The organism is Streptomyces sp. NBC_00459, assembly GCF_036013955.1.
In the GTDB taxonomy this organism is placed as follows: domain Bacteria; phylum Actinomycetota; class Actinomycetes; order Streptomycetales; family Streptomycetaceae; genus Streptomyces.
The window spans coordinates 7,323,479-7,349,047 of record NZ_CP107903.1; the positions used below are offsets into that span (position 1 = coordinate 7,323,479).

Here is a 25,569-nt window from a genome sequence, read left to right on the forward strand (position 1 = left end):
GAGCGATGACCGTCGATTCCTCTCCCCAGTCCTCTCCGCACGAGCGCCTGGCGCGCGCCCTGGCCAGCCTGCGCGGGCTCGCGGTGGGGGACGCGCTCGGGTCGCAGTTCTTCGTGCCCGTGAACCATCCGCTCCTCAAGCTCCGCGAGCTGCCGCCCGGCCCCTGGCAGTGGACCGACGACACCGAGATGGCGTGCTCCGTGGTGGCCGTGCTGGCCGCCCACCAGCGCATCGACCAGGACGCACTGGCCCGTTCCTTCGCACAGCACCACGACTTCGACCGTGGGTACGGTCCTGCGGTGAACCGGCTCCTGCGGCTGGTCCGGGAGGGCGGCGACTGGCGGGAGCTGTCGTCCGCCCTGTTCAACGGACAGGGGTCCTGGGGCAACGGCGCGGCCATGCGGATCGCCCCCCTGGGTGCCTGGTACGCGGACGACCCGGAGCAGGCGACCCACCAGGCGGAGATCTCGGCCTACCCCACGCACCAGCACCGCGAGGCCGTGGTGGGCGCCATGGCCGTCGCCGCGGCCGCCGCCCTGGTGGCCGGCCCGGGCGGCCCGCCGAGCCCCGGCGCGCTCCTCGACGGTGTCGTCGCACTCGTCCCGAGGAGCGCCGTCTCCGCCGGGCTGCGACGCGCCCGGGACATGCTCGACTACGCCGACGCGGGCACGGTCGCTGCCGTACTGGGCTGTGGCCGCCGTACGTCGGCGCACGACACTGTGCCCTTCGCTCTCTGGTCCGCCGCACGCGCCCTCGGTGACTACGAGGAGGCGTTCTGGGCTTCGGCCCAGGTGGGCGGGGACGTGGACACGAACTGTGCCATCGTGGGCGGCGTACTCGCGGCGGGGAAGGCGGGGGCACCGCCGCAGGCGTGGCTGGAGCGCACGGAGGCGCTGCCGGAGTGGGCGCCCGCGGGGGCGTAGCGCGGGCGTGGGGCAGTGAGCCGCCGCCGCTGAAACTCTCTCCAGGACGGGCTGTCGTGCCCAGGCACGTGGCGGAGCGGCATGTACCGCTGACAGCGGGTGGCCGCGAATCCGGCAGGGCAGCGCCTGCGGGAGGCCAGGCATGCCGGGAGAAGCGCCGCCGGGCGCGCCGGTCGCCGTCCGCGCGCGCCCTCGCGCCGTCCGTCCAAGCGCCGGCGTACCGCTGCCGCTGTCGGCCGAGACCTCCTCGGCAGCGCCTGTGGGCCCGCTGCCCGGAGATCAGCCGCCCGCCGGGCCCGCGGTGCTCGCCGTGCCTGCCAGGGCCTCCAGGTCGCTCTTGCGGACGCGGATGACGAACCAGGCGGTGGCAAGGGCCAGGACGGCCATCGCGGCGGCAGGGATGAAGGCCGTGGAGATGCCGTGGGCGAGTACCTCGTGGCTCCAGGGAGAGGGGAGCTGGTCGGTCCTGGCGAACTCCGCCTTCTGCTCCGCGGTGGCCTCGGCGAGGAACTTGGGCACCTGTTTCGCCGCCTCGTCGCGGCTCGCCGAGCCGAACACGGTCGTCAGGATGGAGAGGCCGAGCGAACCGCCCACCTGCTGCGTGACGTTGAGCAGCCCGGACGCGGCGCCCGCCTCGTGCGCGGCGACCCCGGAGACCGCCGTCAGCGTCAGCGTCACGAAGTTCAGCCCCATACCGAAGCCGAACACCAGCATCGGACCGAGCACCCCGCCGACGTACGAGCTGTCGGGGGTGATGAAGGCCTGCCAGGCGAGGCCGAGCGTGGCCAGTGCCGAGCCGACCACCATGAACGGTTTGGGCCCCAGCAGCGGCAGGAACCGCTGCGACAGGCCCGCGCCCGTGGCGATCGCGACGGTCACCGGCAGGAAGGCGAGACCTGCCTCGATCGGCGTGTACAGCAGGACGTTCTGCACGAAGAGGACGATGAAGAAGAACATGCCGAACATCGCCGCGGCCAGGCTCAGCATGATCACGTACGTGCCCGACCGGTTGCGGTCGGCGAACATCTTCAGCGGGGTGATCGGCTCCTTGGCACGCATCTCCACAAAGGCGAAGAGAACCAGCAGGATGACCGCGGTGGCGAAGGACGCGAGGGTCAGGCCGTCCCGCCAGCCCTTCTCCGCCGCGCGGATGAAGCCGTAGACGAGGGACGCCATGCCCAGCGTCGAGGTCAGCGCGCCCACGAGGTCGAAGCGGCCGGGGTGGCGTTCGGACTCGCTGATGTACAGCGGTGTGAGCACGGCGATCAGCAGGCCGATCGGTACGTTGACGAAGAGCACCCAGCGCCAGTCGAGCCACTCCGTGAGCATGCCGCCGGCGAGCAGGCCGACTGCACCACCGCCGGCCGAGACGGCGGCGAAGACCCCGAACGCCCGGTTGCGCTCCGGGCCTTCGGCGAACGTGGTGGTGATGAGCGCCAGCGAGGTGGGTGAGGCGATCGCGCCGCCCACACCCTGGAGGGCCCGCGCGGCCAGCAACTGCCAGGGTTCCTGGGCGAGTCCGCCCAGCAGGGAGGCGGCGATGAACACGAGGATGCCGGTCAGGAAGACCCGGCGGCGGCCGAGGATGTCACCGGCCCGGCCGCCGAGGAGCAGCAGGCCGCCGAAGGTGAGGGTGTAGGCGCTGACCACCCAGGTGAGGTCGGTCGTGCTGAACTTGAGGGCGCCTTGAATGTGAGGTAGGGCGATGTTCACAATCGTCGCGTCGAGTACGACCATGAGCTGGCAGGCCGCGATGACGGTGAGTGCTATGCCGGGATGCCCCTCCCGGCGGGCCGCACCTGGTTTGTGGTCCTTCATCAACGAAGAGGTAGTCACTATGGGCCCCCATAAGAGCACTAGTGAACGCTCACGTTCACTGTCGCGTCGAACGGTAGTGAGTCCCCGACAGTGAACGCAAGCGTTCACTGAAGTCGCCGCCGTGTGGTGCACCCGTTGCCCGGGTAATCTCGGCGATTCACCTCGCCGGCGATCCCCTCAATACCGACAATCCTCATAAATACTGGCACTTGCTGCCCCCTCCTGCCCGCTGGAGACACTCGGATGGTTACTTCGCGCTGGACGGCTGCCCCCGCCCGGGCGGCCTCCCCCCGCCGGCGCGGCGCCGTGCTCGAACGCGCGATCCTCGATGCCGCGCTGGAGCAGCTCAGCACGGTCGGCTGGAACGGGCTCACGATGGAGGGTGTCGCCGCCGGTGCCCAGACCGGCAAGGCCGCGGTCTACCGTCGCTGGCCCTCCAAGGAGGACCTCGTCGCGGACGCGCTCCAGGCCGGGCTGCCGCGCTTCGACCGGGCGCCCGACCTCGGCAACGTGCGGGACGACCTTCTCGAACTGTGCGGGCAGGTGCGTGAGGCGCTGTTCTCGCGCCCCGGATTCGCGCTGCGCTCGGTGATTCACGAATGCGACAACCCACAGGCCGAGCGCTTTCAGAGCGTGATCTTCGGAGGGCTCGTCGAGCCGACGGTGAAGCTCCTTCGGGAGATCGTCGACCGGGGAATCGAGCGGGGGGAGGTGCGTCCCGACGCTGCCAACGGCTATGTCCTCGATGCCATCCCGGCGATGATGATGTACCGCTCCAAGATGTGCGGCAGCGAATGGGGGGAGCGGGACATCGAGGAGATGATCGACCAGTTGATGGTTCCGCTGCTGCGCGTGGGCGGCATCTGAAGTCCCCTCCGAAGGCCTCCGGGGCGTGCCCCGCGGTGACCCTCAAGTCGACTGGGGGAACCGGGGTGTCGTGTGGGGTTCCGGGCGGCGTAGGCTAAGACCGCCATGCCGTACGAAGCACCCACCCACACAGTCGAGCGCTCTTTGCGCGCCACGACCGGGGCGAAGGTCATCGCCGGCGTCGACGAGGTGGGGCGGGGTGCGTGGGCCGGCCCCGTCACTGTCTGCGCGGCGGTCACCGGCCTCCGGCGGCCCCCCGAGGGACTCACCGACTCCAAGCTCCTCGCGGTCAAGCGGCGTACCCAACTCGCGGAAGTCCTGCGGGAATGGGTCACGTCGTACGCGTTGGGGCACGCCTCGCCGGAGGAGATCGACGACCTGGGGATGACGGCGGCACTGCGGCTCGCCGCGGAGCGCGCTCTCGAGGCCTTGCCGGTCCGCCCGGACGCGGTCATCCTCGACGGGAAGCACGACTACCTGGGGTCGCCGTGGCAGGTCCGTACGGTGATCAAGGGTGACCAGTCGTGCGTGGCGGTCGCGGCGGCGTCCGTGATCGCCAAGGTTCAACGCGACAAAATGATGGCCGAACTGGGTATCGACCATGCAGACTTCGGGTTTGCGGCCAATGCCGGGTATCCGTCGCCCGTACACAAGGCCGCGCTGGAGGAGCGGGGTCCCACCCCGTACCACCGGCTGTCGTGGGCGTATCTTGATGCGCTGCCCCAGTGGCGGCACCTCAAGAAGGCCCGCAGTTGGGCGAACGGGAACACTCCGGAGATCGAGGGCCAGCTCGGCTTCGACTTCTGACCGTTTCGTTCGCACTCATGTGCCACCCGCCGACGCGAGTCGCAGCGGCGTTTGATAAATATCAAGTCATGCCTCTCATTCCCGAGGAGCCTCAGATTCACGAGAGTGCCCAGGGTCCCCGCGTCGCTCCGGCCAGTGGCCACAGCGCGCCGACCCCCCGTCCCGTACCCGGCCCGCGCCCCGCGGCTTCGCCGCGTCCCGGCCGTCCGGGTCCCTTCCGGCCCACCGCGCCGGCCCAGCGTGCACCGCACGACGCGCCCGCGGCCGTGGCTTCGACCGCCGGAGCGGTCAAGCCCGGGCCGTCCGCGGCTCCGGCCGCCCCTGTCCCTTCCATCCCTTCCGCGCCTGTCTCCGAGGCCCCGGCGGCCCCGCAGGTCCAGCTGATCCCGGCCTCGGCCGAGGGTGCGCTGGACGCTGCCGAGGAAGCCGTCGACCTGCTCCTGGAGTCGGGTCGGGCCCCCGGCGAGGTGCTGGTGATCACCACCGGCGATCCGCACCCGTGGGCCGCGCACGAGCTGTCCTTCGGTGAGGGCCCGTACTGGGCGCAGCACGACGCGGGCGACGACGTCTTCTATGCCGACGCCGCCGTTCTGAGCCGTGCCGCCTCCCGTCCCGTGGTCGTGGTCGCCGTCAACGGCGGTGCCGACACGGCCGCGGCCGCCCTTCCGCTGGCCCTCGGCCGAGCCGGTGCCCTGCTGATCTGCTGCGGTGACCCGCAGCAGATCAACTCGGCGCTGGGTGCTGGGGTCCGAGCGGCTTCGTGAACCGTTCCGGGTCGGCCGGTCCGGCCGACCGGACCGGCCGACGGAGCGCTTCTGAAGCGGGGACCGTGCGGAGGGCGATCTGACGTTCCCCGACGCGGACGCGCCGGGACGTCCGTGGCTGCCGTGCGGCTCTCTGCCGTGCCTTGGCCCGGGCGGCAGGAGACGGGATCCCAATGGCGCAGCGTTATGGGCGACAGGGGCACGCGCACGCGTGCCCCTGTCGTCGTGCGTGCCGGATGCCGTCAGGGCGAATCGTGTTGCCCATCATGGGCTGGGGCTTCTCGCCCGTGTACGTCGTACCGGCGGACGCCGTTGTCCGTGGCGGCTGATCCCTGTACGGCTGAGGCGCGTTCCGCTGGGCGCCTGTGTCAGCGGGCTGCCGCGCGGCGCAGGATGTCCGAGGCGGCGCCTCCGGTGCGGGGCATCGGCAGCGGTGGCGGTGCCTCGGACATGGCGAAGGGCTCCGGGGGTGAATCCGCGTTCGGGCGGCGTCCTCCGCGACCCTCGCCGAGCACCTGCCAGCCGTCGCGGGTCAGCGTGATGTACGCGCCGCAGCGCAGCCCGTGGAGGGTGCAGGCGTCACGCAGACCCCACATCCACGCGCCGTCCTCCTCGGTCCAGCGGGCGTCGCCGTCGCGGCAGTAGAGCAGGACGGCGGTGCGCACCGGAGTACGGCGACGCAGGTCGTGAGGGATGACCCGACGCAGCTGCGCGAGCAGCGAGTTGCGGAACATCCAGCCGTCGGCCGGCGCCGAGCGGCGGGTGAACGAGGCGCTCGCCCGCAGCCGTTCGTCCGGATCGAGGACGGCCACGATCGCGGTCGCGGGCCCGGGGCGATGCCGCGCGTGCAGTCCGCTGACGACCTCGCGGGGATTGCGCAGCAGGGGAATCCCGGCTGCGGCCCACTCCGCGGGTTCGAGCATGCGGGCTGCTGAGTTGGTGGAAGCGGCGGACAGGTCGGCAGACGTCGACATGGATGCCGCGGGGGACGGAGCGAATCCGAAGGTCACGGTCCTCCCTTCGGCTACGCGCCCACACTGCGGGCGGAGATCGGACTTGGGGGAGCGCACACCGCGGCGGAGCCCTGCCGGACCACGGACACGCCGTGCGGGGAGCGGACTTCAATTCTCGCTGTCGAACTGGGTTGCGGCAACGAGCAAATGGGGCCACCGACCGGCTTCTGGTGATCTGTGGATTATATCCCTGCCCGGTGTGTCATTTGTAGACGGCTGAGGTGGCCGGGAACATGCCGTTGGTCCGCTTGTTCGGTTTGGTTCACGTTCCCGTCATCGATGACGCAGGACGAGGACCAGTGGCAACACCGCCTGCACGACGGTGAGTCGCCGTCCCAAGCCTCCACCGCCCGGGTCCACACGGTCGCGGTGAAGTCGTCCGAAAGGGGGACCGGGTCCACCGTCCGAGCGGCCGGGAAGGGAAGGGCGCTGGGCATGTCGTCATGGCCGAGGATTGGGCCGATGTCAGTGCCGTGGGGTTGCATGGGGGCATGAGCAACCAGGAGCTACGTGACGAAGCCGACGCCATCCTCGCTGAGCTGGTCGGTGCCCCTGGGGGTTCGGCGCGGTTGCGGGAGGACCAGTGGCAGGCGGTGGCCGCCCTGGTGGAGGAGCGCAGGCGTGCCCTGGTGGTGCAGCGCACCGGCTGGGGCAAGTCGGCGGTGTACTTCGTCGCGACCGCTCTGCTGAGGCGGCGTGGCGCAGGCCCGACGGTGATCATCTCGCCACTGTTGGCCCTGATGCGCAACCAGGTCGAGTCGGCGGCACGGGCCGGTATCCGGGCGCGCACGATCAACTCCGCCAACCCGGAGGAGTGGGACACCGTCTACGGGGAGGTCGAGCGCGGCGAGACCGACGTTCTCCTCGTCAGTCCGGAACGCCTCAACTCCGTGGACTTCCGCGATCAAGTGCTGCCCAGGCTCGCGGCCACCACCGGCCTGCTGGTGGTCGACGAGGCGCACTGCATCTCCGACTGGGGACACGATTTCCGTCCCGACTACCGCCGGCTGCGCACGATGCTCGCGGAGCTGCCGGCAGGGGTGCCGGTGCTGGCCACGACGGCGACCGCGAACGCGCGTGTGACGGCGGATGTGGCCGAGCAACTGGGCACGGGGGGCGGGGACGCTCTGGTGCTGCGGGGGCCACTGGACCGGGAGAGCCTGCGACTGGGCGTGCTGGAGCTGCCGGACGCGGCGCATCGGCTGGCCTGGCTGGGGGAGCGGCTGGGGGATCTGCCGGGTTCGGGGATCATCTACACGCTGACGGTGGCTGCGGCGGAGGAGGTCGCGGCGTTCCTTCGGCAGCGCGGGTATCCGGTGGCCTCGTACACGGGGAAGACGGAGAACGCCGACCGGTTGCAGGCGGAGGAGGATCTGCTGGCGAACCGGGTGAAGGCGCTGGTGGCGACCTCGGCGCTGGGGATGGGCTTCGACAAGCCGGACCTGGGGTTCGTGGTGCACCTGGGGTCGCCATCGTCACCGATCGCCTACTACCAGCAGGTGGGTCGTGCGGGCCGCGGTGTGGATCACGCGGATGTGCTGCTGCTGCCGGGGCGGGAGGACGAGGCGATCTGGGCGTACTTCGCTTCGGTGGGCTTCCCTCCCGAGGAGCAGGTACGGCGCACACTGGCCGTCCTGCAGGAGGCGGGCCGACCCCTGTCGCTGCCGGCGTTGGAGCCGCTGGTGGATCTTCGGCGTTCGCGGCTGGAGACGATGCTGAAGGTCCTGGACGTGGACGGGGCCGTCAAGCGGGTGAAGGGCGGCTGGACGGCGACAGGGCAGCCGTGGGCCTACGACACCGAACGCTACGCCTGGGTCGCCAAACAGCGCGCCGCCGAGCAGCAGGCCATGAGGGACTACGTGGCGACCACGGGGTGCCGGATGGAGTTCCTGCAGCGGCAGCTCGACGACGAGAAGGCGGTCCCGTGCGGCCGCTGCGACTCCTGCGCCGGGCCCTGGCTCGATCCTTCCGTGTCGCCCGGCGCTCTTGCGGGGGCCGCAGGTGAACTGGACCGCCCCGGGGTGGAGGTCGAGCCTCGCCGGATGTGGCCCTCGGGCATGCCGGCGGTCGGGGTCGACCTCAAGGGCCGTATCCCCGTGGGTCAGCAGGCGGCCACCGGGCGGGCGCTGGGCAGGCTGTCGGACATCGGCTGGGGCAACCGCCTGCGTCCGCTGCTGTCGGCGCAGGCTGTGGACGGGCCGGTCCCGGACGACGTGCTGGCCGCCGTCGTGACGGTGGTGACCGACTGGGCCCGCTCACCGGGCGGCTGGGCCGGCGGCGGTCCCGACGCTGCGGCGCGGCCGGTGGGGATCGTCGCCATGCCCTCCCGTACCCGCCCGCAGCTGGTCGCCTCGCTGGCCGGGGGACTGGCCCGGGTCGGCAGGCTTCCCCTCCTGGGCAGCCTGGCGTACACCGAGCAGGCCGACGAGTACGCGGCGCACCGCAGCAACTCCGCCCAGCGGCTGCGCGCCCTGGCCGCCTCGTTCACCGTGCCCGCCGAACTCGCCGCGGCCCTGGCAGCCACCCCCGGCCCGGTTCTGCTCGTCGACGACTACACCGACTCCGGCTGGACACTGGCCGTAGGGGCACGCCTCCTGCGCCGGACCGGAGCCGACGCGGTCCTCCCGCTCACCCTTGCCGTGGCCGGGTGAGAGGGCTTCGCTGAGAGGGCTGCCGAGCGTCTGGACGGCGGTACGTGCGCGTGCGGTCCGCTCGCTGGCGCCGGAGGCCGTCACCGGCATCCAGCTGGGCATCGCAAGCGGCTCGGGAGCTCCCGGGTGACCTTCGGCCATGGCGGCCTGCTTCGGCTCCGACGGCGAGGACTGATCACCGGGGCCTTCTCACGCGGTCAGCCGCGCAGGAAGTACAGGACGGTCATGATCACGGCGGTGCTCAGAATGACGCCCCGCAGCAGCCGGGCGGGGAGGCGGCGGGCGAGGTGGGCGCCGGCGAAACCGCCGGCCACCGCGCCGATCAGCATGGGAGCGAGGAGAAGCGGCGCGCTCAGTGTGTCCGAGGCGATCAGGAACAGCACGGTCGCGCTGAGATAGATGGCGGCGAGCTGCGCGATACGCATCGGGTTGCTGACCGCGGCGTCGAGACCGAGGCCGATGCTCCAGAAGGCCAGCATCAGGATGCCTACGGCACCGCCGAAGTAACCGCCGTACACGGCGAGGATGAACTGGCCTGTCAGGACGGCGCGGGAACTCATGCCGACCGTGCGGCCGAGCGTGGCGTTCCACGCCTGGGACAGGCGGGTTCCGAAGGCGAGAGTCACCGTGGCGAAGGCGAGCAGCCACGGCGCCGCGGCGTCGAAGGACGATGCGGGCAGTGCCAGGAGCAGGCCGCCGCCGACTCCGCCGCCGATCACACTGATCGCTGTCAGCGACCTCGTGGACGCCCCTCCGACCGGCGCTAGTTCGCGTCGGTACACCCATGCGCCGGCCACGGCCCCGGGCACCAGGGCGACCCGCGACAAGGCGTTCGCCGTCACCGGTGACAGACCGAGTGACACGAGAACGGGCAGCGCCACGAAGGTGCCCCCGCCGCCGATGGCGTTCAACGCTCCGGCGGCGGCACCAGCCAGCAGGACCAGCAATATCTCGGACACACGCTGAGCATCCGTCCTCTGGAGAGATGCTGACAATGCGCAATCGACGGACCCAGCCTTAGTCCAGAACATAGGCTGAGGGGGTGCGCTATGACTTGGACGACCTGCGACTCTTTGTCCACATCGCGGCGGAGGGGTCGATCACGGCGGGTGCGCACCGGATGCACCTGAGCCTGCCTTCGGCCAGCGCCCGGGTGCGCTCGCTGGAGCGGCACGCCGGAGTGCCGCTGCTGGTCCGCGGGCGGCGAGGCGTGCGGCTCACCCCGGCAGGGACGACCCTGGCCCGCCACGCACGCGACGTACTCGCCCAGACCGCTCGGCTCGAAAGCGCCGTCGCGAGCTACACGCGGTCTCCGACGGCTCCGCTGACCCTGCTGGGCGGCGGTTCCGCGATGCAGGGGCTCGTGCCGCGGGCCCTGGTCTCGTTCCTGCGCGCGCATCCGGACGTCGACGTCACTGTGTCCGAGAGCCGCACCCCGCAGACGGTGCGCATGCTGGCCGACGGCGAGGCGGATCTGGGGGTCGTCCTCGACGACGAAGCCCGCGACTGCGGCCTGCGCACGGAGCTCCTCGGGGACGACTCCTTGGTCGTGATCGGCCAGGTCGGCGGGGTTCTCGCCGGGCGGACCGCGCTCACGTACGGCGAGGCCGCCGAGCACCCTCTCGTCGGGCTCGACGCCGGCTCCTCGCTGCGCCGCTGGATCGAGAAGCACCTCGGACCGCACGCCCCGGTGGCGCGTCACCGCACCACCGTCGCCGATCTCAACGTCCTCGTAGCCCTCGCTGCCGCCGGTGTCGGGCTCGCCGTGGTGCCACGTCGTGTCATCGATCGCCGGCAGCCGGTCGACGTGTGCGAGCTGCGGGAACCCTGGGCCCGCAGGCAGCACTTGCTGGCCTGGGGCGTCAAGGACCGCGCTGCACCGGCGGCCACCGAGGCACTCGCAGAACACCTGCGCCGAGCGGCAACGGTCGAACCGTCGTCCCGTGACGCGCGCGGAGAGCCTGCCGGCCAGTTGCCCGTCCCCGGCGCCCAGGAGCCGCCAGGAGCCGAGGGTGGCGGCGATGCCGATGACGATGCCGATTCGAGGCAGCGCCACGCTGCTCTGCGGGAGTACGGGGTGGTGTACGGATCCCGGCGCTGACCTTGACGTGTTCCTGGTCGAGGTTATCCACAGGCTCCAGCGGGATCGCGGAATCCGCGAGATCGTCACGGCATGACGAATCACAGCGAAACGCATCAGGTCACCCTGCGTACCCCGGCCGAACTGGCCGACGCCCTGCCCTATTTGCTCGGATACCACCCCGAGGACAGCATCGTCCTGGTCGCGTTGCACGACCGGGACGGGCGCGGCCGGTTCGGAGGCCGCGCCCGGCTCGGAATTCCCGCCAACCCGGATGACTGGCCCGCCGTGGCACAGCAACTGACACACGGTCTGGTGACCGGCAGCGAGCGCAGAGGCGCACGGCCCGAGAGCATGGTCGTGTACCTCTGCCAGGAACCGACGGAGGGCGAAGCGCGGCACCAGGTGAGGGAACGTCTGCGCCCGCTCGCCCAGTTGCTGCGCACCGAGTGCGGTCGTCTCGACGTACCCGTGGTCGAGGCTCTGTGCATCGCCGACAACCGCTTCTGGTCCTACTGCTGCGTGACGCCCGAGTGCTGTCCGGACGACGGAGTGCCCATGGGCCTTCCAGGTACGTCGGTGCTGGCCGCCGCCGCGGCCTATGCCGGTCTGCAAGTGCGAGGCACACTCAGTGAGTTGCGGGCCAGGTTCCATCCCTGGGAGACCGCTGCGGCGCTGGAACAGGAACGCGCGCTCGACACCGCCAACGCCCGCCTGGTGCCCCGGATCCTCGACGACGCGAGCCGCGCCGACGTGGCAGAGGAGACCCTGCGGCAGGCACTGCGGGCCAGGAGTCGACTGGCCGACGCACCCGCGGTCTCCGGCACACTTCTGGCAGACCTTCACGACGACGAACTGCTCGCACACGACGAGGCCGCCACGCTGATCCTGGGTCTGCAGGATCGTACGACCCGCGATCGCGCGGCGGAGTGGATGGAGGGCGACGAGGCGGCACCGGCCCTGCGCCTCTGGCGGGCCCTGGCCCGCCGCTGTGTCGGGCCGTACCGCGAGCACGCCGCGGCCCCTCTGACGCTCGCCGGCTGGGTCGCCTGGTCGACCGGTGACGAAGTGGAGGCCAGGGAAGCCCTGGCCATGGCACTCGGCGCGGACCCCGGCTATCTGTTCGCCCGCCTGCTGCACCAGGCCTGCAACGAGGGTCTGGACCCGGAGTCGATCCGGCGCTGTCTGCGCGCGGAGCGCGGCGACCGGCCTCGCATCACTGCCGGGACGCCCGGAACCATGCCGGACACCGAGCGAATCGGGGTCGGCGACGCGTACGAGGACGGGGGCATCGGCTGGGGCGAGGATCCGGAGGGGTTCGGGAGCGAGGAGGGGTTCGAGGCCACGGCGGCTTCCGAAAGGACGGAGCGGTTCGGGGGATCGAGCGGCGTCGGTCGGGTGGAGGGGCGCGGGAGCGACGGCTGGATCGACGACACCGAAGCCACGGCATCCCTTGACGGGGTCACGGGTTCCCCTTCCTGCTCCACGTCGGTCAGCGGTGCCACCCGGGCGCTGGAGTCGGCCACGAGGCGTCGACGTCGGGTAGGTCCGGCAGATGACGGCGACACCCGCCCACGCGTCCGGCGGACCGGCGGAACCCGTCCCCAGCTCTTGGGCAGGTCCGTCGCACGTCGGCGCAGCCCGGGCGCCGAGGAGGCCGCCCCTCCCGGCCACCGCACGAAGGGGAACGACTCGTGAACAGGGGTGGGGCAGTTCACCGGCGCTCCGGCGCCAGTCGCATGCCAGGGGGACGGCTCGACAAGGACGGGACAGCCCACCGGCTCCCGAACGGCGTCGGGAGGGGTGACCGACGGTTAATCACCGGCGGGACGTCCGAGGAGCGACGCGTCAGTGAGGGGGCAGCGGGCCGGCGTCCGGTCGGCTCTGTGGCGGCCGTTCGACGGTTCGGCAACGGCGGAACACGCGACCGGCGATTGAGCAACGGCAGCGCGCCCCACGTACAAGTGACCGGCGCCAGGACAGCCCCAGGACACCTCTCCCTTCCGACCACACTGGACGGCCGACGCAGTCGTCCCGGCACGGGTCGGAAGTATGCTCCGCTTCACCGCCATTCGGTCGGCTTGTCCCGCCGGAGGCGTGACTCGGGGAAGCCCTGGTCCGTTCACCTGAGTGGCGGAATCCTTGGACAGGCCGAGCCGCCGCATCATCCCTGTCCTGCCGAAGCCCCCTACCGGGCGCCGAGCGCGCCCTCGGCGCCCAGAGCGCAGAAGAAGTCGCCCATGCATCCGCCGACCCCGCCCTCGGCCGCCGACGACGACCGTCGCGGCGCAGGCACACCCACGCCGCCCTTGCGGGGAGGTGGCGACGGAGTCCCCGGCAACGCGGGGTACCCGCGAGGCTCGGAGCCTCGCTTCCCGGGCACCGGGCGCCCTTCCGCGCCCCGGCCGCCGCTTGCCCCACCCCCGCCCGCCCGCCGTCCTGCTCAGCTGCCCCCGACCCACACCACCCTGATCTGCGTCGCCCTTCCCGGGCTCGCGATCTCCACGGACCAGGGGCAGCTCACCGGCCGGGGACTGGAAGGCTTCTACCGCGGGGGCAGGCGGGTGCTCGCCCGGTGCCAGGTCCGGGTGGCCGGCCGTGAACCGCTCGCGGTGCAGGCCCGGATGACCGCCGCCGACCGTGCCCGATTCGTGGGAACGTTACGTGTCTCCCCGGACGGCGGGCCCGACCCGGACATCGTCGTCGAGCGCATCCGCCACGCGGACGGCACTGAGCTGATCACCCTGCACAGTTCGGCGCTGCGCCCGTTGCGCCTGCCGGTCGAGGTGTCACTCGGTACCGACCTGGCGGACCTGGGCATGATCGCCGCCGGCACCGCGGGCCCCGAACTGCCCGCCAGCGTCCACGCTTCCGGCCTGCGCTGGTCCAGCGCCGCCGGCAGCGCCGCCGTCACCGCCGACCCGCCACCCGCCGACGCGCTGGCTTCCGCGGGCCTGCTGCGCTGGGAGCTAGACCTGCCCCCGGGCGGTTCCATTACCCTGGAGCTGCGTATACGGCAGGACGGTACGGGGCCAGTCCGGGCCGTGGGTCATGTGGCGACGAGCCCCCTCGCCCCAGCACGGGCCGCAGGCGACGATCCACGCGTCGAGGCACTCCTGCGGACCAGTATCGAAGACCTTCAGGCCCTGCTCCTGCGCGACTCCGCGCATCCCGCCGACACCCACCTCGCGGCCGGCGCGCCGTGGCGCTGCGGGATGGCCCCGGCCGAGGCTCTTGCCGCCGCCCGAATGACGCTCCCCCTCGGCACCGGGCTCGCGGCGGGCACACTGCGAACCCTCGCCCGCACCCAACTCCCGGGGCCGGGCCCGAGATCCGGCATGCTCCCCGGCCCGCGCCGGGACGCGGGCCCCCACCTGCCACCGGGCTGTACGGGCACGGAGGCCACCCTGCTCTTCCCCGTGCTCCTCGCCGAGGCCCGCCGCTGGGGGCTCCCGGAACAGGTGACCGAGGAACTGCTCCCGACGGCCGAGCGCTGTCTGACCTGGCTGCGCACGACCGTGGGCGACGGAACCTACCTGCCGGATCCGCAACCGGGCGGCCCTCTGCGCTGTGAGACGCAGGCCCATGCGCACCGCGCCGCCCTCCTCGGCGCCGATCTCCTCGACGCGTACGGCCGCCCGGGCGGTGCCGGGCTGCGGCAGTGGGCCCAGAAGCTGCGCAGCGCGTTCAGGGACGACTTCTGGGTCGAGGACCGGGGCGGCGGCCGACCCGCCGCGGCTCGTACGCCGGACGGGCGCACCGTGCCGCACTTCGGTGCGATCGCCGCCCATCTCCTCGACACCGGTCTGCTGGGCGAGGGTGAGCAGGCTCCCGGGCTGCTCGACAAGGTGCAGACCGAACAACTCGCCCGGCTGTTCGGCAGTCCGGCCCTGGACTCCGGCTGGGGGTTGCGCGGCCTGGGCGTCAAGGAGGCGGGATACAACCCGTTCGGCCACCGCAGCGGTGCCGTGCGGGTCCAGGAGACCGCGGTGGCCGTCGCCGGCCTGGCCACCGCAGGGTACGAGAGGGAGGCGAGTGCGCTGCTGCGCGGGCTCCTGGCGGCGGCCGAGACCTTCGCATACCGGCTGCCGGAGATGTACGCGGGAGAGCAGCGCGTGGAAGGAGGCGCCCCGTTGCCCCACCCGGCCGCCTGCCGGCCGTCGGCCACGGCTGCCGCCTCCGGGGTGCTGCTGCTCGCGACCCTGGCCGGTATCCGTCCGGACGCCCCGGCGAGCAGGGTCATGCTCCGTCCGGTACGCAGCGTTCCGCTGGGCGAGATCGGCCTGACGGGGCTGCGGATCGCGGGGGCCCCCTTTTCCGTACGGGTCGGTCGCCTCGGCGTCGCCATGGTCGAGGAGGCCGCCGCGGGACTGCAACTGGGAGCGTGATCTCCTACGGCATGCCTCGGAAGGGCGCCCGGAAGGCCTTGACACCTGTGTCCGACCAGCGTGGACCAGTCATGGTGCGGCTGGAGAAGAGAGTGTTTATCGTCAGGCAGACGACTATGATCGCGGGCATGCCCTACGACCCGTCAGCCTTCCCGCCCTTCGCCGTCACCGTGGACCTGGTCGTGCTGACCGTGCGTCGTCACGCCCTGTGCGCGCTGGCGGTACGCAGGGGTGAGTCGCCCTTCCAGGGACGCTGGGCGCTCCCCGGCGGCTTCGTACGGGCCGACGAGGATCTGTCACAGGCCGCAGCGCGTGAACTGGCCGAGGAGACCGGACTGCGCGCCCACGACCCGGACGCCCCGGCTCAGGACAACGGCGCTCACCTGGAACAGCTCGCGACCTACGGCGACCCCAAGCGCGATCCCCGGATGCGGGTGGTCAGTGTCGCCCATCTCGCGCTCGCCCCCGACCTGCCCGCTCCCAGGGCGGGCGGTGACGCGAACAGTGCCCGCTGGGCACCCGTCGAGGAACTGCTGCAACAGGGCGGCTACGGCCGGGACGGCGAACAGGCGGCACCACTCGCCTTCGACCACGCCCAGATCCTGTCGGACGGGGTGGAGCGCGCCCGCTCCAAGATCGAGTACTCGTCGCTGGCCACGGCGTTCTGCCCGACCGAGTTCACCGTCGGCGAGTTGCGCCGTGTCTACGAGGCGGTGTGGGGCGTCGCCCTCGACCCGCGAAACTTCCACCGCAAGGTCACGGGCACCCCGGGCTTCCTCGTCCCCACGGGAGGTACGACCACCCGGCAGGGAGGTCGTCCGGCCCAGCTCTTCCGAGCCGGTGGAGCCACTCTGCTCAACCCTCCGATGCTGCGTCCCGAGGTCTGACACCGAACCCTGGGGCAACGCATGCCTTTCAGTGGGCCCTGCCACACCCGGTAAAACGGACATAACGCGCTATCTTGCTACGGGTGATCCAGGCCTTCGGACTGACCAGCAACCCTCGCAAGGAGCTCCCGCCCGCCGTCGACGACGTCTCCTTCGAGGCACGCGCGGGCTGCGTCACCACGCTCCTCGGTACCCCGGGCGCCGGCAAGACAACGGTGCTCAGGCTGATGCTCGAACTGCAACAGGGCCGTGGGACCACCTACTTCAGAGGGCGCCCGCTGCACCGCATCGCCCATCCGTCCCGTGAGGTCGGCGTTCTCTTGGGCGATGTGCCGGGGCACCCCGCGCGCACCGTCCGAGGCCAACTCCGCATGCTGTGCGCGGCGGCAGGCGTCCCGGTCCGCCGTGCCGACGAGGTCCTCGAAGTCGTCGGCCTCGTCAGTCTGCGCGACGAACGCCTGGGCACACTGTCGCGCGGCATGGACCGTCGGCTCGGTCTGGCCTGCGCTCTGCTGGCGGACCCGCACACCCTCGTGCTCGACGCGCTCACCGACGGCCTGTCGGCCCGTGAACGCCATTGGCTGCACGGCATGCTGCGCGCCCACGCGGCCCAGGGCGGCACCGTCCTGTGCGCCACCACCGACCCCAAGGAGGCGGCCCGAACCGCCGACCGGATCATCACCCTGGAGCAGGGGCGACTCGTCGCCGACCAGGAAGCCGCGGACTTCGCCCGCACCAGGCTGCGCCCCCGAGTCGCCGTACGCAGCCCCCACGCGACCCGTCTCGCGGCCCTGCTGACCAAAGAGGCCCGGACGGCGCATCGTTCCGTGGAGGTCGTGCCGGAGGCCGGTAACCGGCTCTCCGTGTACGGCAGTACCTGCGCGGACATCGGCGAGACCGCGTTCCGGCACGGCATCCTCGTACACCAACTCGCCGACGAGGTCGGTGACATGGGTCCCGGCGCCGGGTCGACCCGGCAGGGCGAGCCGTCGGCATGCCACGAGGGACGGACGCTTGGCGAGGGCCCCGTGGCTGGTGGGGCGATGGCGCTCGATGAGCCCAGAGCAGCCGGTACGACTGGAGAGACCGACTCCACAGCAGGACAGAAGACTGCCGGAGTCACGTCTGAGGCCGCCCCGGCGCAGGGCTCTGCCACCACCCCGGGTCTTTCCACAGCGCACGGCTCTGCCGGACAACGTCCTCCCGCAGCCGCTGCGGCGTCAACCGGGACCACCCCGGCAACCCGTCTCCCCGAGCCGAACGGGCCCACCGGCCGCCTGTCGACAGTCACCCGTGTCTCCGGGCAGTCAGTCGGCCGCGCCTCGGCGACGTCCGCGCCGACACGCCCCCGGGGCGCCCGCCCGCGCTCCTCCGACGCCCTCACCTCCGACAGCCTGCCGCCGCTCCCGCCCCCCATTTCCGTCCGCCCCGCTCCGAGTCCGCTACGCCCTCTCCGTTACGAGCTGCGCCGGGCCGCGGGCGTCGGCACCGGGTTTCTGACCGGGGCCGCCGTGCTCGTCTCGTCGGCGCTTGTCGCCGTACTCCTGGCCCGTGTCGGCCACACTCCGCAGCATCGCCTGCTGGCCGCCTGGCCGCAGGAGCTGCCGCTGCCGCCCGCTGCGCTCGGCGCCGGGCTGCTGGGCGCCATCGCCTTCGGGGACGAGTTCCGTCACCCCGCGCTGGCGGTCAATCGCGGCACCGTGCCCCGTCGACTGGGACTGCTCGTCGCCAAGCTCCTCGTCGCCGCGGCCACCGGGCTGCTGCTGGCCTTCCTCACCGTGGGCTGCGACGCCGAAGTGCTCTACCTCGTCTACGGACGGGAGCTGGCGCGCGTTCCCGCGGACTGGCTCGCGCTGACCGCGAGTTGGATCGGCCTTGTGATCGGCTGCGCCTGGGCCGGGGTCCTGGCGGCGGGCATCTTCCGGTCCACCACCGCTGGGCTGGCGGCGGTGGTCGCCGTACCGGTCGTCGTGGTGCCCCTCGTGCAGAAGGTCCTGGAGGGCTCGTCCGTGCGGAGCGCGGCCGGTTTCTCCGTGCGCCTGCGGGAACTGTTCCTGGCGGAGTGGCCCTTCGGGGGTGAGCGGTATCTGGCTGCCGGAACGCGGATGATCACCCAACCCGTCGGCGGCGCGCTGACATTGTCACTGGCTGCTCTGCTCTGTGCGTATCTGCTCACGACCCTGCGAAGCAGGGTCCGATGACGATCGTCCGCGCCCTTCCGGTCCTGCCCTGCGCACAACTCCCCGAGGAACGCCCGTTTCTTTCCGATAAGGCGTCAATTGCGACGGGGTGAGCGATCACCCTTTCGTGTGCTTTTCACCAAAGACCTCAAGGGAGTTGAAGGCGGCGCCGACAAAGGATCCGTGAGTACCCTTGCGCACACCATGATGACCGCCGCCCGCTCCGCAGACTCAGGTCTCGTCGGCCCGGGCGGGCTCGACCGCTATCCCTACGCCGAGGCCCCCGGTGCCGATCGGGTGGGAGTCCCTTCCTGGGACGCCACGGATCCGGAACTGGGCCGTGTCGGCCGCCGCAGCGCGGGCAGCCGCGGTCGCGGGCTGCACGGTCAACTCGTCCAGCAGCTGGGCCAGATGATCGTCTCCGGCGACCTGGGCGCGGACCGCCCCCTCGTGCCCGAGGAGATCGGCCAGCGTTTCGAGGTCTCCCGCACCGTAGTCCGTGAGTCGCTCCGGGTGCTGGAGGCCAAGGGCCTGGTGAGTGCCCGGCCGAACGTGGGCACGCGCGTGCGTCCCGTCAGCGACTGGAACCTCCTCGACCCCGACATCATCGAGTGGCGCGCCTTCGGGCCGCAGCGCGACAACCAGCGCCGCGAGCTCAGCGAGCTGCGCTGGACGATCGAGCCGCTCGCTGCTCGCCTCGCCGCCGGGCATGGGCGCGAAGAGGTCCAGCAGAGGCTCGTCGACATGGTCGAGATCATGGGTCACGCCATGAGCCAGGGTGACGCGCTGACGTTCTCGCGCGCCGACGCCGAGTACCACTCGCTGCTCATCCAGCTCGCCGGCAACCGCATGCTGGAGCACCTCTCCGGGATCGTGTCCGCCGCCCTCCAGGTGTCCGGCGGTCCGATCACCGGTTGTGACCGGCCCAACGAGGCGTCCTTGGCGCACCATGCCCGGATCGTCGAGGCTCTCGGGGCGGGCGACGGTGCGGGAGCGGAGGCGGCCATGCGGCAGCTCCTCATGGTGCACCCCGAGGTGGAGCGCGTGGTTCCGGCCCCGCGTGAGCACTGACCGAGAGTCGAGGGCGGTGCGATCGGGGGACGTGTCGTCCTCCGGAAAGCATCGCTCGGTCCGCGAACCGTCGCTGCCGGGCCCCGTCGGATCCCGAGAGGGCTCGGCGGGGTCCGGCAGCGAGACCGGGTGACCGAGCGGTGCGGTGAGAGGAAGAGGCGGCGGACCGTGCTGAAGTACCCGTCGTGGCCGTGAATGCCGCTGCCGATGGGGGCATGGATCGGTCGGGACGGCCTTGTCGTCACCGTGGCTGACCACCTTTAATAACAATTGACCGTTTATGAGCGCTTACGGGGTGTGACTCGGGCCACGCAGATTGGGCGTAACGCTTGCGGAAGCAGCGCGATGACCTAAGAGGTGACAGCCGCGGAGGGAATACGGACGCCGTTCAAGGCGCTGTGCATCTTCCCGGCCCTCGCCCGCGCCGTCGGCCCATCCCCAGTCGGCGGTCGTCGGCTCCTGTCCGTAGTGGACGGGGCCGGAAGCCGTTTTCCAACGTTCGAGAGGTTGTTCGTGTCGGCCAGCACATCCCGTACGCTCCCGCCGGAGATCGCCGAGTCCGTCTCTGTCATGGCGCTCATCGAGCGGGGAAAGGCTGAGGGGCAGATCGCCGGCGACGACGTGCGTCGGGCCTTCGAAGCTGACCAGATTCCGGCCACTCAGTGGAAGAACGTACTGCGCAGCCTCAACCAGATCCTCGAGGAAGAGGGTGTGACGCTGATGGTCAGTGCCGCAGAGCCGAAGCGCACCCGAAAGAGCGTCGCAGCGAAGAGTCCGGCCAAGCGCACCGCCACCAAGACGGTCGCAGCGAAGACGGTGACCACGAAGAAGGCCACCGCCACCGCCACCTCGACGGCCCCTTCCGCCGAGCCCTCCGTCGACGACGAGGCGCCCGCGAAGAAGGCCGCCGCCAAGAAGACGACGACTGCCAAGAAGGCGGTCGCGAAGAAGACCGTCGCCAAGAAGACGGCGGCCAAGAAGACGACCGCCGGCAAGGACGACGCCGAGGCCGTCGAGGACGAAGCGCTCGAGGACGTCAAGCCCGGCGAAGAGGAGGAGGAAGGGGCCGAGAACAAGGGCTTCGTCCTCTCCGACGACGACGAGGACGACGCGCCGGCCCAGCAGGTCGCCGTCGCCGGTGCCACCGCCGACCCGGTGAAGGACTACCTCAAGCAGATCGGCAAGGTCCCGCTGCTCAACGCCGAGCAGGAGGTCGAACTCGCCAAGCGCATCGAGGCAGGCCTGTTCGCCGAGGACAAGCTGGCCAACGCCGACAAGCTGGCTCCGAAGCTCAAGCGCGAGCTGGAGATCATCGCCGAGGACGGTCGCCGCGCCAAGAACCACCTCCTGGAGGCCAACCTCCGTCTGGTGGTCTCCCTGGCCAAGCGTTACACCGGCCGCGGCATGCTCTTCCTGGACCTCATCCAGGAGGGCAACCTCGGTCTGATCCGCGCGGTCGAGAAGTTCGACTACACCAAGGGCTACAAGTTCTCCACGTACGCCACCTGGTGGATCCGTCAGGCGATCACCCGCGCGATGGCCGACCAGGCCCGCACCATCCGTATCCCGGTGCACATGGTCGAGGTCATCAACAAGCTCGCGCGCGTGCAGCGCCAGATGCTCCAGGACCTGGGCCGCGAGCCCACCCCGGAGGAACTGGCCAAGGAACTCGACATGACCCCGGAGAAGGTCATCGAGGTCCAGAAGTACGGCCGCGAGCCGATCTCCCTCCACACCCCCCTGGGTGAGGACGGCGACAGCGAGTTCGGTGACCTCATCGAGGACTCCGAGGCCGTCGTCCCGGCCGACGCGGTCAGCTTCACGCTCCTTCAGGAGCAGCTGCACTCCGTCCTGGACACCCTGTCCGAGCGCGAGGCGGGCGTCGTCTCGATGCGCTTCGGTCTCACCGACGGTCAGCCGAAGACCCTCGACGAGATCGGCAAGGTGTACGGCGTCACCCGCGAGCGCATCCGCCAGATCGAGTCCAAGACCATGTCGAAACTGCGCCACCCGTCGCGTTCGCAGGTGCTGCGCGACTACCTCGACTAGGTCGCGGTCGTACGACACGACACGGAAGGCCCGGTCTCCCCCAGGGGAGCCGGGCCTTCGTGCTGCGCGAGTGCGGGGCGTCGCACCGGCGTGCGGGGAGCGCGGTCCGGCGCGTGCGGAACGAGGTGCTCCAGTCGACGGCGTCCCTCTTTCGTGGCGCGAGCGTGCGGGGCGGAGCGCCTTGGATCACTCTGGGTTTCTCGTGATCATCCCAGAGTGAGGAGCGCGCATGCGCCATCCCCTTGTCCGGGTCCTGTCCCGGACGCTGACCCGGTCGCTGGTTCTGGCGGCCGCGGCGGCCGTGATACCGCTGGCGTCCGCCGCCCCGGTGGCTGCCGACGGCGTTGTCGTCGGCGGATTCCCGGTCGACGTGTCCGAGGGCCCGTGGACGGTGGCGCTGTCCAGCCGTGACCGGTTCGGGGGTACGCGCGCCGGGCAGTTCTGCGGCGGCGTGGCCGTCGGCCGGAGCACCGTACTGACCGCGGCCCACTGCATGGGCGAGGACGTCCTGGGGGCGCCGCCCCACCGCGCACGGGACCTGAAGGTCATCACCGGGCGTACGGATCTGACGTCCGCCCAGGGCAAGGAGATCGCCGTACGTGACACCTGGGTCAACCCGGGCTACGACAAGCTCAGCAACGCCGGGGACTTCGCCGTACTCACCCTCGCCGAGCCCCTTCCGGAGAGTTCGGTCATCGGGATGGCGGCTGCGGGTGACCCGGCCTACCGACCCGGTACGAACGCCACGGTCTACGGCTGGGGCGACATCACGGGAGGCGCGGACTACGCGCGCAGTCTGCGCGCCGCACGGGTGCACGTGCTGTCCGACACGGTCTGCGAGCGGGCATACCCGGGCAGTGCCGACGGGACGTACCGAGCAGAGAGCATGCTGTGTGCGGGGGAGGCCGCAGGGGGGCCTGACGCCTGCCAGGGGGACAGTGGAGGGCCGCTGGTCGCTCAGGGGCGGCTGGTAGGGCTCGTGTCCTGGGGGAGCGGCTGCGGACGGCCCGGAAGCCCGGGCGTCTACACGCGGGTCTCGGACGTCGTGCGGACCATGGGGTGGGGCACCGCCCCTGCCCCCGGAAACGGTGGCTGAGGGCCTGTGGGTGGCGACCGGAGGGGTGTTTCGGGGTCCGCCCGGCTGAGGGCTCCCGACGGCCGCTGAGCGGCTTGAGTGAAGCGGGCGGCCACTCCTGAGTGCAGGAGTGGCCGCCCGAATCAACCGGTCTGTGCCGGGGCTGGCTCGTCGTCGACGCGCAGTATCAGCGTTCTTCTTCGTTGGAGCTGGCTGGAACGGTCGTCAGTCGCTCCGTCTCGTCCTGTATCTCAGCGGCGATCTTCTTGAGTTCCGGCTCGAACTTGCGACCGTGGTGGGCGCAGAAGAGCAGTTCTCCGCCGCTCGCCAAGACAACGCGAAGGTATGCCTGGGCGCCGCAGCGGTCGCAGCGATCAGCGGCCGTCAGCGGGCTCGCGGGGGTCAGAACAGTAGTCACGTCGCCTCTTCTCTAGCTCGACGAGCTGTCGTACCAGGGTCAACATCCAACCAGGCCGAAAACGTTCCCGCTTGTGGCCCTTCCTTGAAAAAAATCTTTTCGAGGCGGCTGTCTGATTCCGGTTGGCGGCGAATGTGCCGTATTGCGTGTCTTTGTGTCTGTACGGGTTCGCGCTGTCTGTCGTCTGTAGGGGTGTTGGTCCTCCCGGCTGGATTGCCGGTTGTTGATGAGGACGTGCCCGGAGCCTAAATGGTTCATGCCTGGAAGGGAACGTGATATGTACTTCACTCCATCGAGGGATCGAACAGGCATGCGACTCTGGATTAGTGTGAGTTTCGCCGAGGGTGGTGTTACATCGGCTCTACCAGGCCTCGGTACCCTCTGAGCGGCGACCGAAGCCAGGCCCTTACCCATCAGGGCCCCAACTGAAATTCAGCGAGGAGCGAACCGCGTGACCGCCGATACGTCCGTGCCGTCCACAGCGCTGCTGGCAGGAGCAGACCGGGACGGTTCCAACTACACCGCGCGGCACCTGCTCGTCCTCGAAGGGCTCGAGGCCGTGCGAAAGCGCCCGGGCATGTACATCGGGTCCACCGACAGCCGTGGCCTGATGCACTGCCTCTGGGAGATCATCGACAACTCCGTGGACGAGGCCCTTGGGGGCTACTGCGACCACATCGACGTCGTCCTGCACGACGACGGCTCCGTCGAGGTGCGGGACAACGGCCGCGGCATCCCCGTGGACGTCGAGCCCAAGACCGGCCTCTCCGGTGTCGAGGTCGTCATGACCAAGCTGCACGCCGGCGGCAAGTTCGGCGGCGGCTCGTACGCCGCCTCCGGCGGCCTGCACGGCGTGGGCGCGTCCGTGGTGAACGCGCTCTCGGCGCGCCTGGACGTCGAGGTCGACCGCGGGGGGAACACCCATGCGATCAGCTTCCGGCGGGGCGTGCCCGGTTCCTTCTCCGACGTCGGCCCGGACGCCACGTTCGAGACGGGAAGCCTGCGCAAGACCAAGCGGGTCCCCAAGACCCGCACCGGAACGCGCGTGCGGTACTGGGCCGACCGCCAGATCTTCCTCAAGGACGCCAAGCTCTCCCTGGAGAACCTCCACCAGCGCGCTCGGCAGACCGCGTTCCTGGTGCCGGGCCTCACCATCGTCGTCCGTGACGAGGTGGGCCTTGGTGAGGGCGGCAGCAAGGGCGAGGAGTCCTTCCGCTTCGACGGAGGCATCAGCGAGTTCTGCGAGTACCTGGCCACCGACAAGCCGGTCTGCGACGTCCTCCGCTTCTCCGGGCAGGGATCCTTCAAGGAGACGGTGCCGGTCCTCGACGACCACGGCCAGATGACCCCCACCGAGGTCACCCGCGAGCTGGGTGTCGACGTGGCGATGCGCTGGGGCACGGGTTACGACGTCACCCTCAAGTCGTTCGTGAACATCATCGCCACGCCCAAGGGCGGGACCCATGTGGCGGGGTTCGAACAGGCCGTCTCGAAGACGATGAACGAGGTACTGCGCACCAAGAAGCTGCTGCGCGTGGCCGAGGACGACATCGTCAAGGACGACGCACTGGAGGGCCTCACCGCGGTCGTCACCGTGCGTCTCGCCGAGCCGCAGTTCGAGGGCCAGACCAAGGAGATCCTCGGCACTTCGGCGGCACGCCGCATCGTGACGAATGTGGTGTCCAAGGAGCTCAAGGACTTCCTGACCTCCACCAAGCGGGACGCCGCCGCGCAGGCCCGCGTCGTCATGGAGAAGGCGGTGGCCGCCGCGCGCACGCGCATCGCGGCCCGTCAGCACAAGGACGCACAGCGCCGGAAGACGGCCCTGGAGTCCTCCTCGCTGCCTGCCAAGCTCGCCGACTGCCGCAGTGACGACGTCGAGCGCAGCGAACTGTTCATCGTGGAGGGCGACTCCGCGCTCGGTACGGCCAAGCTCGCCCGGAACTCGGAGTTCCAGGCCCTGCTGCCGATCCGCGGCAAGATCCTCAACGTCCAGAAGTCGTCCGTGACCGACATGCTGAAGAACGCCGAGTGCGGTGCGATCATCCAGGTCATAGGGGCTGGATCTGGTCGTACGTTCGATATCGACGCGGCCCGCTACGGCAAGATCATCATGATGACCGACGCCGACGTCGACGGCTCGCACATCCGAACACTGCTTCTGACGCTGTTCCACCGCTACATGCGGCCCATGGTCGAAGCGGGCCGGGTGTTCGCCGCGGTGCCGCCGTTGCACCGCATCGAGCTCATCCAGCCGAAGAAGGGCCAGGACAAGTACGTCTACACGTACTCCGACCGTGAGCTGCGCGAGAAGCTCCTGGAGTTCCAGAGCAAGGGTGTCCGCTACAAGGACTCGATCCAGCGCTACAAGGGTCTCGGTGAGATGGACGCCGACCAGCTGGCCGAGACCACGATGGATCCCCGTCATCGCACGCTGCGCCGGATCAACCTGTCCGACCTGGACTCTGCCGAACAGGTCTTCGACCTCTTGATGGGCAACGACGTCGCTCCTCGCAAGGAGTTCATCTCCAGCTCGGCGGCAACGCTGGACAGGTCGCGCATCGACGCGTGACCCATC

General features: G+C 70.7%; 18 protein-coding genes. 14 read left to right on the forward strand and 4 right to left on the reverse strand.

From position 1 onward, the window contains the following. Positions 1 to 5: 5 nt before the first annotated feature. A complete protein-coding gene (locus OHN74_RS32440; protein WP_327698109.1) occupies positions 6 to 923 on the forward strand; it encodes an ADP-ribosylglycohydrolase family protein in 918 nt (305 codons plus the stop codon). A 279-nt stretch (positions 924 to 1,202) separates the two neighbouring features. Here OHN74_RS32440 and OHN74_RS32445 read toward each other — a convergent pair whose 3' ends face one another. Next, positions 1,203 to 2,759, reverse strand: a complete 1,557-nt coding sequence (locus OHN74_RS32445) for an MFS transporter (RefSeq protein WP_327698110.1) — start codon at positions 2,757 to 2,759, stop codon at positions 1,203 to 1,205. Positions 2,760 to 2,984: 225 nt separating this feature from the next. On the opposite strand from OHN74_RS32445, the gene OHN74_RS32450 reads away from it, so the two are divergent. The 3 genes from OHN74_RS32450 to OHN74_RS32460 all read left to right on the forward strand — a co-directional run bounded on the left by OHN74_RS32450 (position 2,985) and on the right by OHN74_RS32460 (position 5,179). Continuing rightward, positions 2,985 to 3,608: a TetR/AcrR family transcriptional regulator gene (locus OHN74_RS32450; RefSeq protein ID WP_327698111.1), complete on the forward strand. Its 624-nt coding sequence runs from the start codon at positions 2,985 to 2,987 to the stop codon at positions 3,606 to 3,608. 105 nt (positions 3,609 to 3,713) lie between these two features. Next, positions 3,714 to 4,415 carry a ribonuclease HII gene (locus OHN74_RS32455; protein WP_327698112.1) on the forward strand — a complete coding sequence of 234 codons (702 nt, stop codon included), beginning with the start codon at positions 3,714 to 3,716 and terminating at the stop codon, positions 4,413 to 4,415. A gap of 68 nt (positions 4,416 to 4,483) precedes the next feature. Further along, positions 4,484 to 5,179 carry a hypothetical protein gene (locus OHN74_RS32460; protein WP_327698113.1) on the forward strand — a complete coding sequence of 232 codons (696 nt, stop codon included), beginning with the start codon at positions 4,484 to 4,486 and terminating at the stop codon, positions 5,177 to 5,179. Between the two features lie 368 nt (positions 5,180 to 5,547). On the opposite strand, the gene OHN74_RS32465 is transcribed toward OHN74_RS32460, so the two are convergent. Continuing rightward, positions 5,548 to 6,189, reverse strand: a complete 642-nt coding sequence (locus tag OHN74_RS32465) for a hypothetical protein (protein WP_319096019.1) — start codon at positions 6,187 to 6,189, stop codon at positions 5,548 to 5,550. 494 nt (positions 6,190 to 6,683) lie between these two features. Between OHN74_RS32465 and OHN74_RS32470 the strand changes: the two genes are divergently transcribed. Next, a complete protein-coding gene (locus tag OHN74_RS32470) occupies positions 6,684 to 8,843 on the forward strand; it encodes a RecQ family ATP-dependent DNA helicase (protein WP_327698114.1) in 2,160 nt (719 codons plus the stop codon). A 197-nt stretch (positions 8,844 to 9,040) separates the two neighbouring features. On the opposite strand, the gene OHN74_RS32475 is transcribed toward OHN74_RS32470, so the two are convergent. Next, on the reverse strand, positions 9,041 to 9,802 hold the full coding sequence (locus tag OHN74_RS32475; protein ID WP_327698115.1) for a sulfite exporter TauE/SafE family protein: 762 nt from the start codon (positions 9,800 to 9,802) through the stop codon (positions 9,041 to 9,043). Positions 9,803 to 9,885: 83 nt separating this feature from the next. Between OHN74_RS32475 and OHN74_RS32480 the strand changes: the two genes are divergently transcribed. The 8 genes from OHN74_RS32480 (at position 9,886) to OHN74_RS32515 (ending at position 22,594) form a co-directional block, all read left to right on the forward strand. Next, the gene (locus tag OHN74_RS32480) at positions 9,886 to 10,944 is read left to right on the forward strand and encodes a LysR family transcriptional regulator (RefSeq protein ID WP_327698116.1); all 1,059 of its coding nucleotides are present in this window, start codon (positions 9,886 to 9,888) and stop codon (positions 10,942 to 10,944) included. Positions 10,945 to 11,016: 72 nt separating this feature from the next. After that, positions 11,017 to 12,621 carry a DUF4192 domain-containing protein gene (locus OHN74_RS32485; RefSeq protein WP_327698117.1) on the forward strand — a complete coding sequence of 535 codons (1,605 nt, stop codon included), beginning with the start codon at positions 11,017 to 11,019 and terminating at the stop codon, positions 12,619 to 12,621. A gap of 542 nt (positions 12,622 to 13,163) precedes the next feature. Continuing rightward, entirely contained in the window at positions 13,164 to 15,311 is a 2,148-nt protein-coding gene (locus OHN74_RS32490) for a glycogen debranching N-terminal domain-containing protein (RefSeq protein WP_327698118.1), read from the forward strand. Between the two features lie 128 nt (positions 15,312 to 15,439). After that, entirely contained in the window at positions 15,440 to 16,198 is a 759-nt protein-coding gene (locus OHN74_RS32495) for an NUDIX hydrolase (RefSeq protein WP_164411138.1), read from the forward strand. A gap of 83 nt (positions 16,199 to 16,281) precedes the next feature. Further along, positions 16,282 to 18,399, forward strand: a complete 2,118-nt coding sequence (locus tag OHN74_RS32500) for an ABC transporter ATP-binding protein (protein WP_327698119.1) — start codon at positions 16,282 to 16,284, stop codon at positions 18,397 to 18,399. Positions 18,400 to 18,561: 162 nt separating this feature from the next. Beyond that, entirely contained in the window at positions 18,562 to 19,449 is an 888-nt protein-coding gene (locus OHN74_RS32505; protein WP_327698120.1) for a FadR/GntR family transcriptional regulator, read from the forward strand. 513 nt (positions 19,450 to 19,962) lie between these two features. After that, positions 19,963 to 21,498, forward strand: coding sequence for an RNA polymerase sigma factor (locus OHN74_RS32510; protein WP_327698121.1), 1,536 nt, complete (start codon positions 19,963 to 19,965; stop codon positions 21,496 to 21,498). Positions 21,499 to 21,727: 229 nt separating this feature from the next. Next, positions 21,728 to 22,594, forward strand: coding sequence for a serine protease (locus tag OHN74_RS32515; protein WP_327698122.1), 867 nt, complete (start codon positions 21,728 to 21,730; stop codon positions 22,592 to 22,594). 166 nt (positions 22,595 to 22,760) lie between these two features. On the opposite strand, the gene OHN74_RS32520 is transcribed toward OHN74_RS32515, so the two are convergent. After that, positions 22,761 to 22,991: a DUF7455 domain-containing protein gene (locus OHN74_RS32520; protein WP_055532400.1), complete on the reverse strand. Its 231-nt coding sequence runs from the start codon at positions 22,989 to 22,991 to the stop codon at positions 22,761 to 22,763. Positions 22,992 to 23,442: 451 nt separating this feature from the next. Between OHN74_RS32520 and OHN74_RS32525 the strand changes: the two genes are divergently transcribed. Continuing rightward, complete coding sequence (locus OHN74_RS32525) at positions 23,443 to 25,563, forward strand: DNA gyrase/topoisomerase IV subunit B (protein WP_327698123.1); 2,121 nt, start codon at positions 23,443 to 23,445, stop codon at positions 25,561 to 25,563. Positions 25,564 to 25,569 lie beyond the last annotated feature (6 nt).

Excerpts from the sequence above, each read along its gene's own strand:
- OHN74_RS32440 (WP_327698109.1), top strand. The coding sequence starts at position 6 with ATGACCGTCGATTCCTCTCCCCAGTCCTCTCCGCACGAGCGCCTGGCG.
- OHN74_RS32450 (WP_327698111.1), top strand. The coding sequence starts at position 2,985 with ATGGTTACTTCGCGCTGGACGGCTGCCCCCGCCCGGGCGGCCTCCCCC.
- OHN74_RS32455 (WP_327698112.1), top strand. The coding sequence starts at position 3,714 with ATGCCGTACGAAGCACCCACCCACACAGTCGAGCGCTCTTTGCGCGCC.
- OHN74_RS32460 (WP_327698113.1), top strand. The coding sequence starts at position 4,484 with ATGCCTCTCATTCCCGAGGAGCCTCAGATTCACGAGAGTGCCCAGGGT.
- OHN74_RS32470 (WP_327698114.1), top strand. The coding sequence starts at position 6,684 with ATGAGCAACCAGGAGCTACGTGACGAAGCCGACGCCATCCTCGCTGAG.
- OHN74_RS32485 (WP_327698117.1), top strand. The coding sequence starts at position 11,017 with ATGACGAATCACAGCGAAACGCATCAGGTCACCCTGCGTACCCCGGCC.
- OHN74_RS32490 (WP_327698118.1), top strand. The coding sequence starts at position 13,164 with ATGCATCCGCCGACCCCGCCCTCGGCCGCCGACGACGACCGTCGCGGC.
- OHN74_RS32495 (WP_164411138.1), top strand. The coding sequence starts at position 15,440 with ATGCCCTACGACCCGTCAGCCTTCCCGCCCTTCGCCGTCACCGTGGAC.
- OHN74_RS32515 (WP_327698122.1), top strand. The coding sequence starts at position 21,728 with ATGCGCCATCCCCTTGTCCGGGTCCTGTCCCGGACGCTGACCCGGTCG.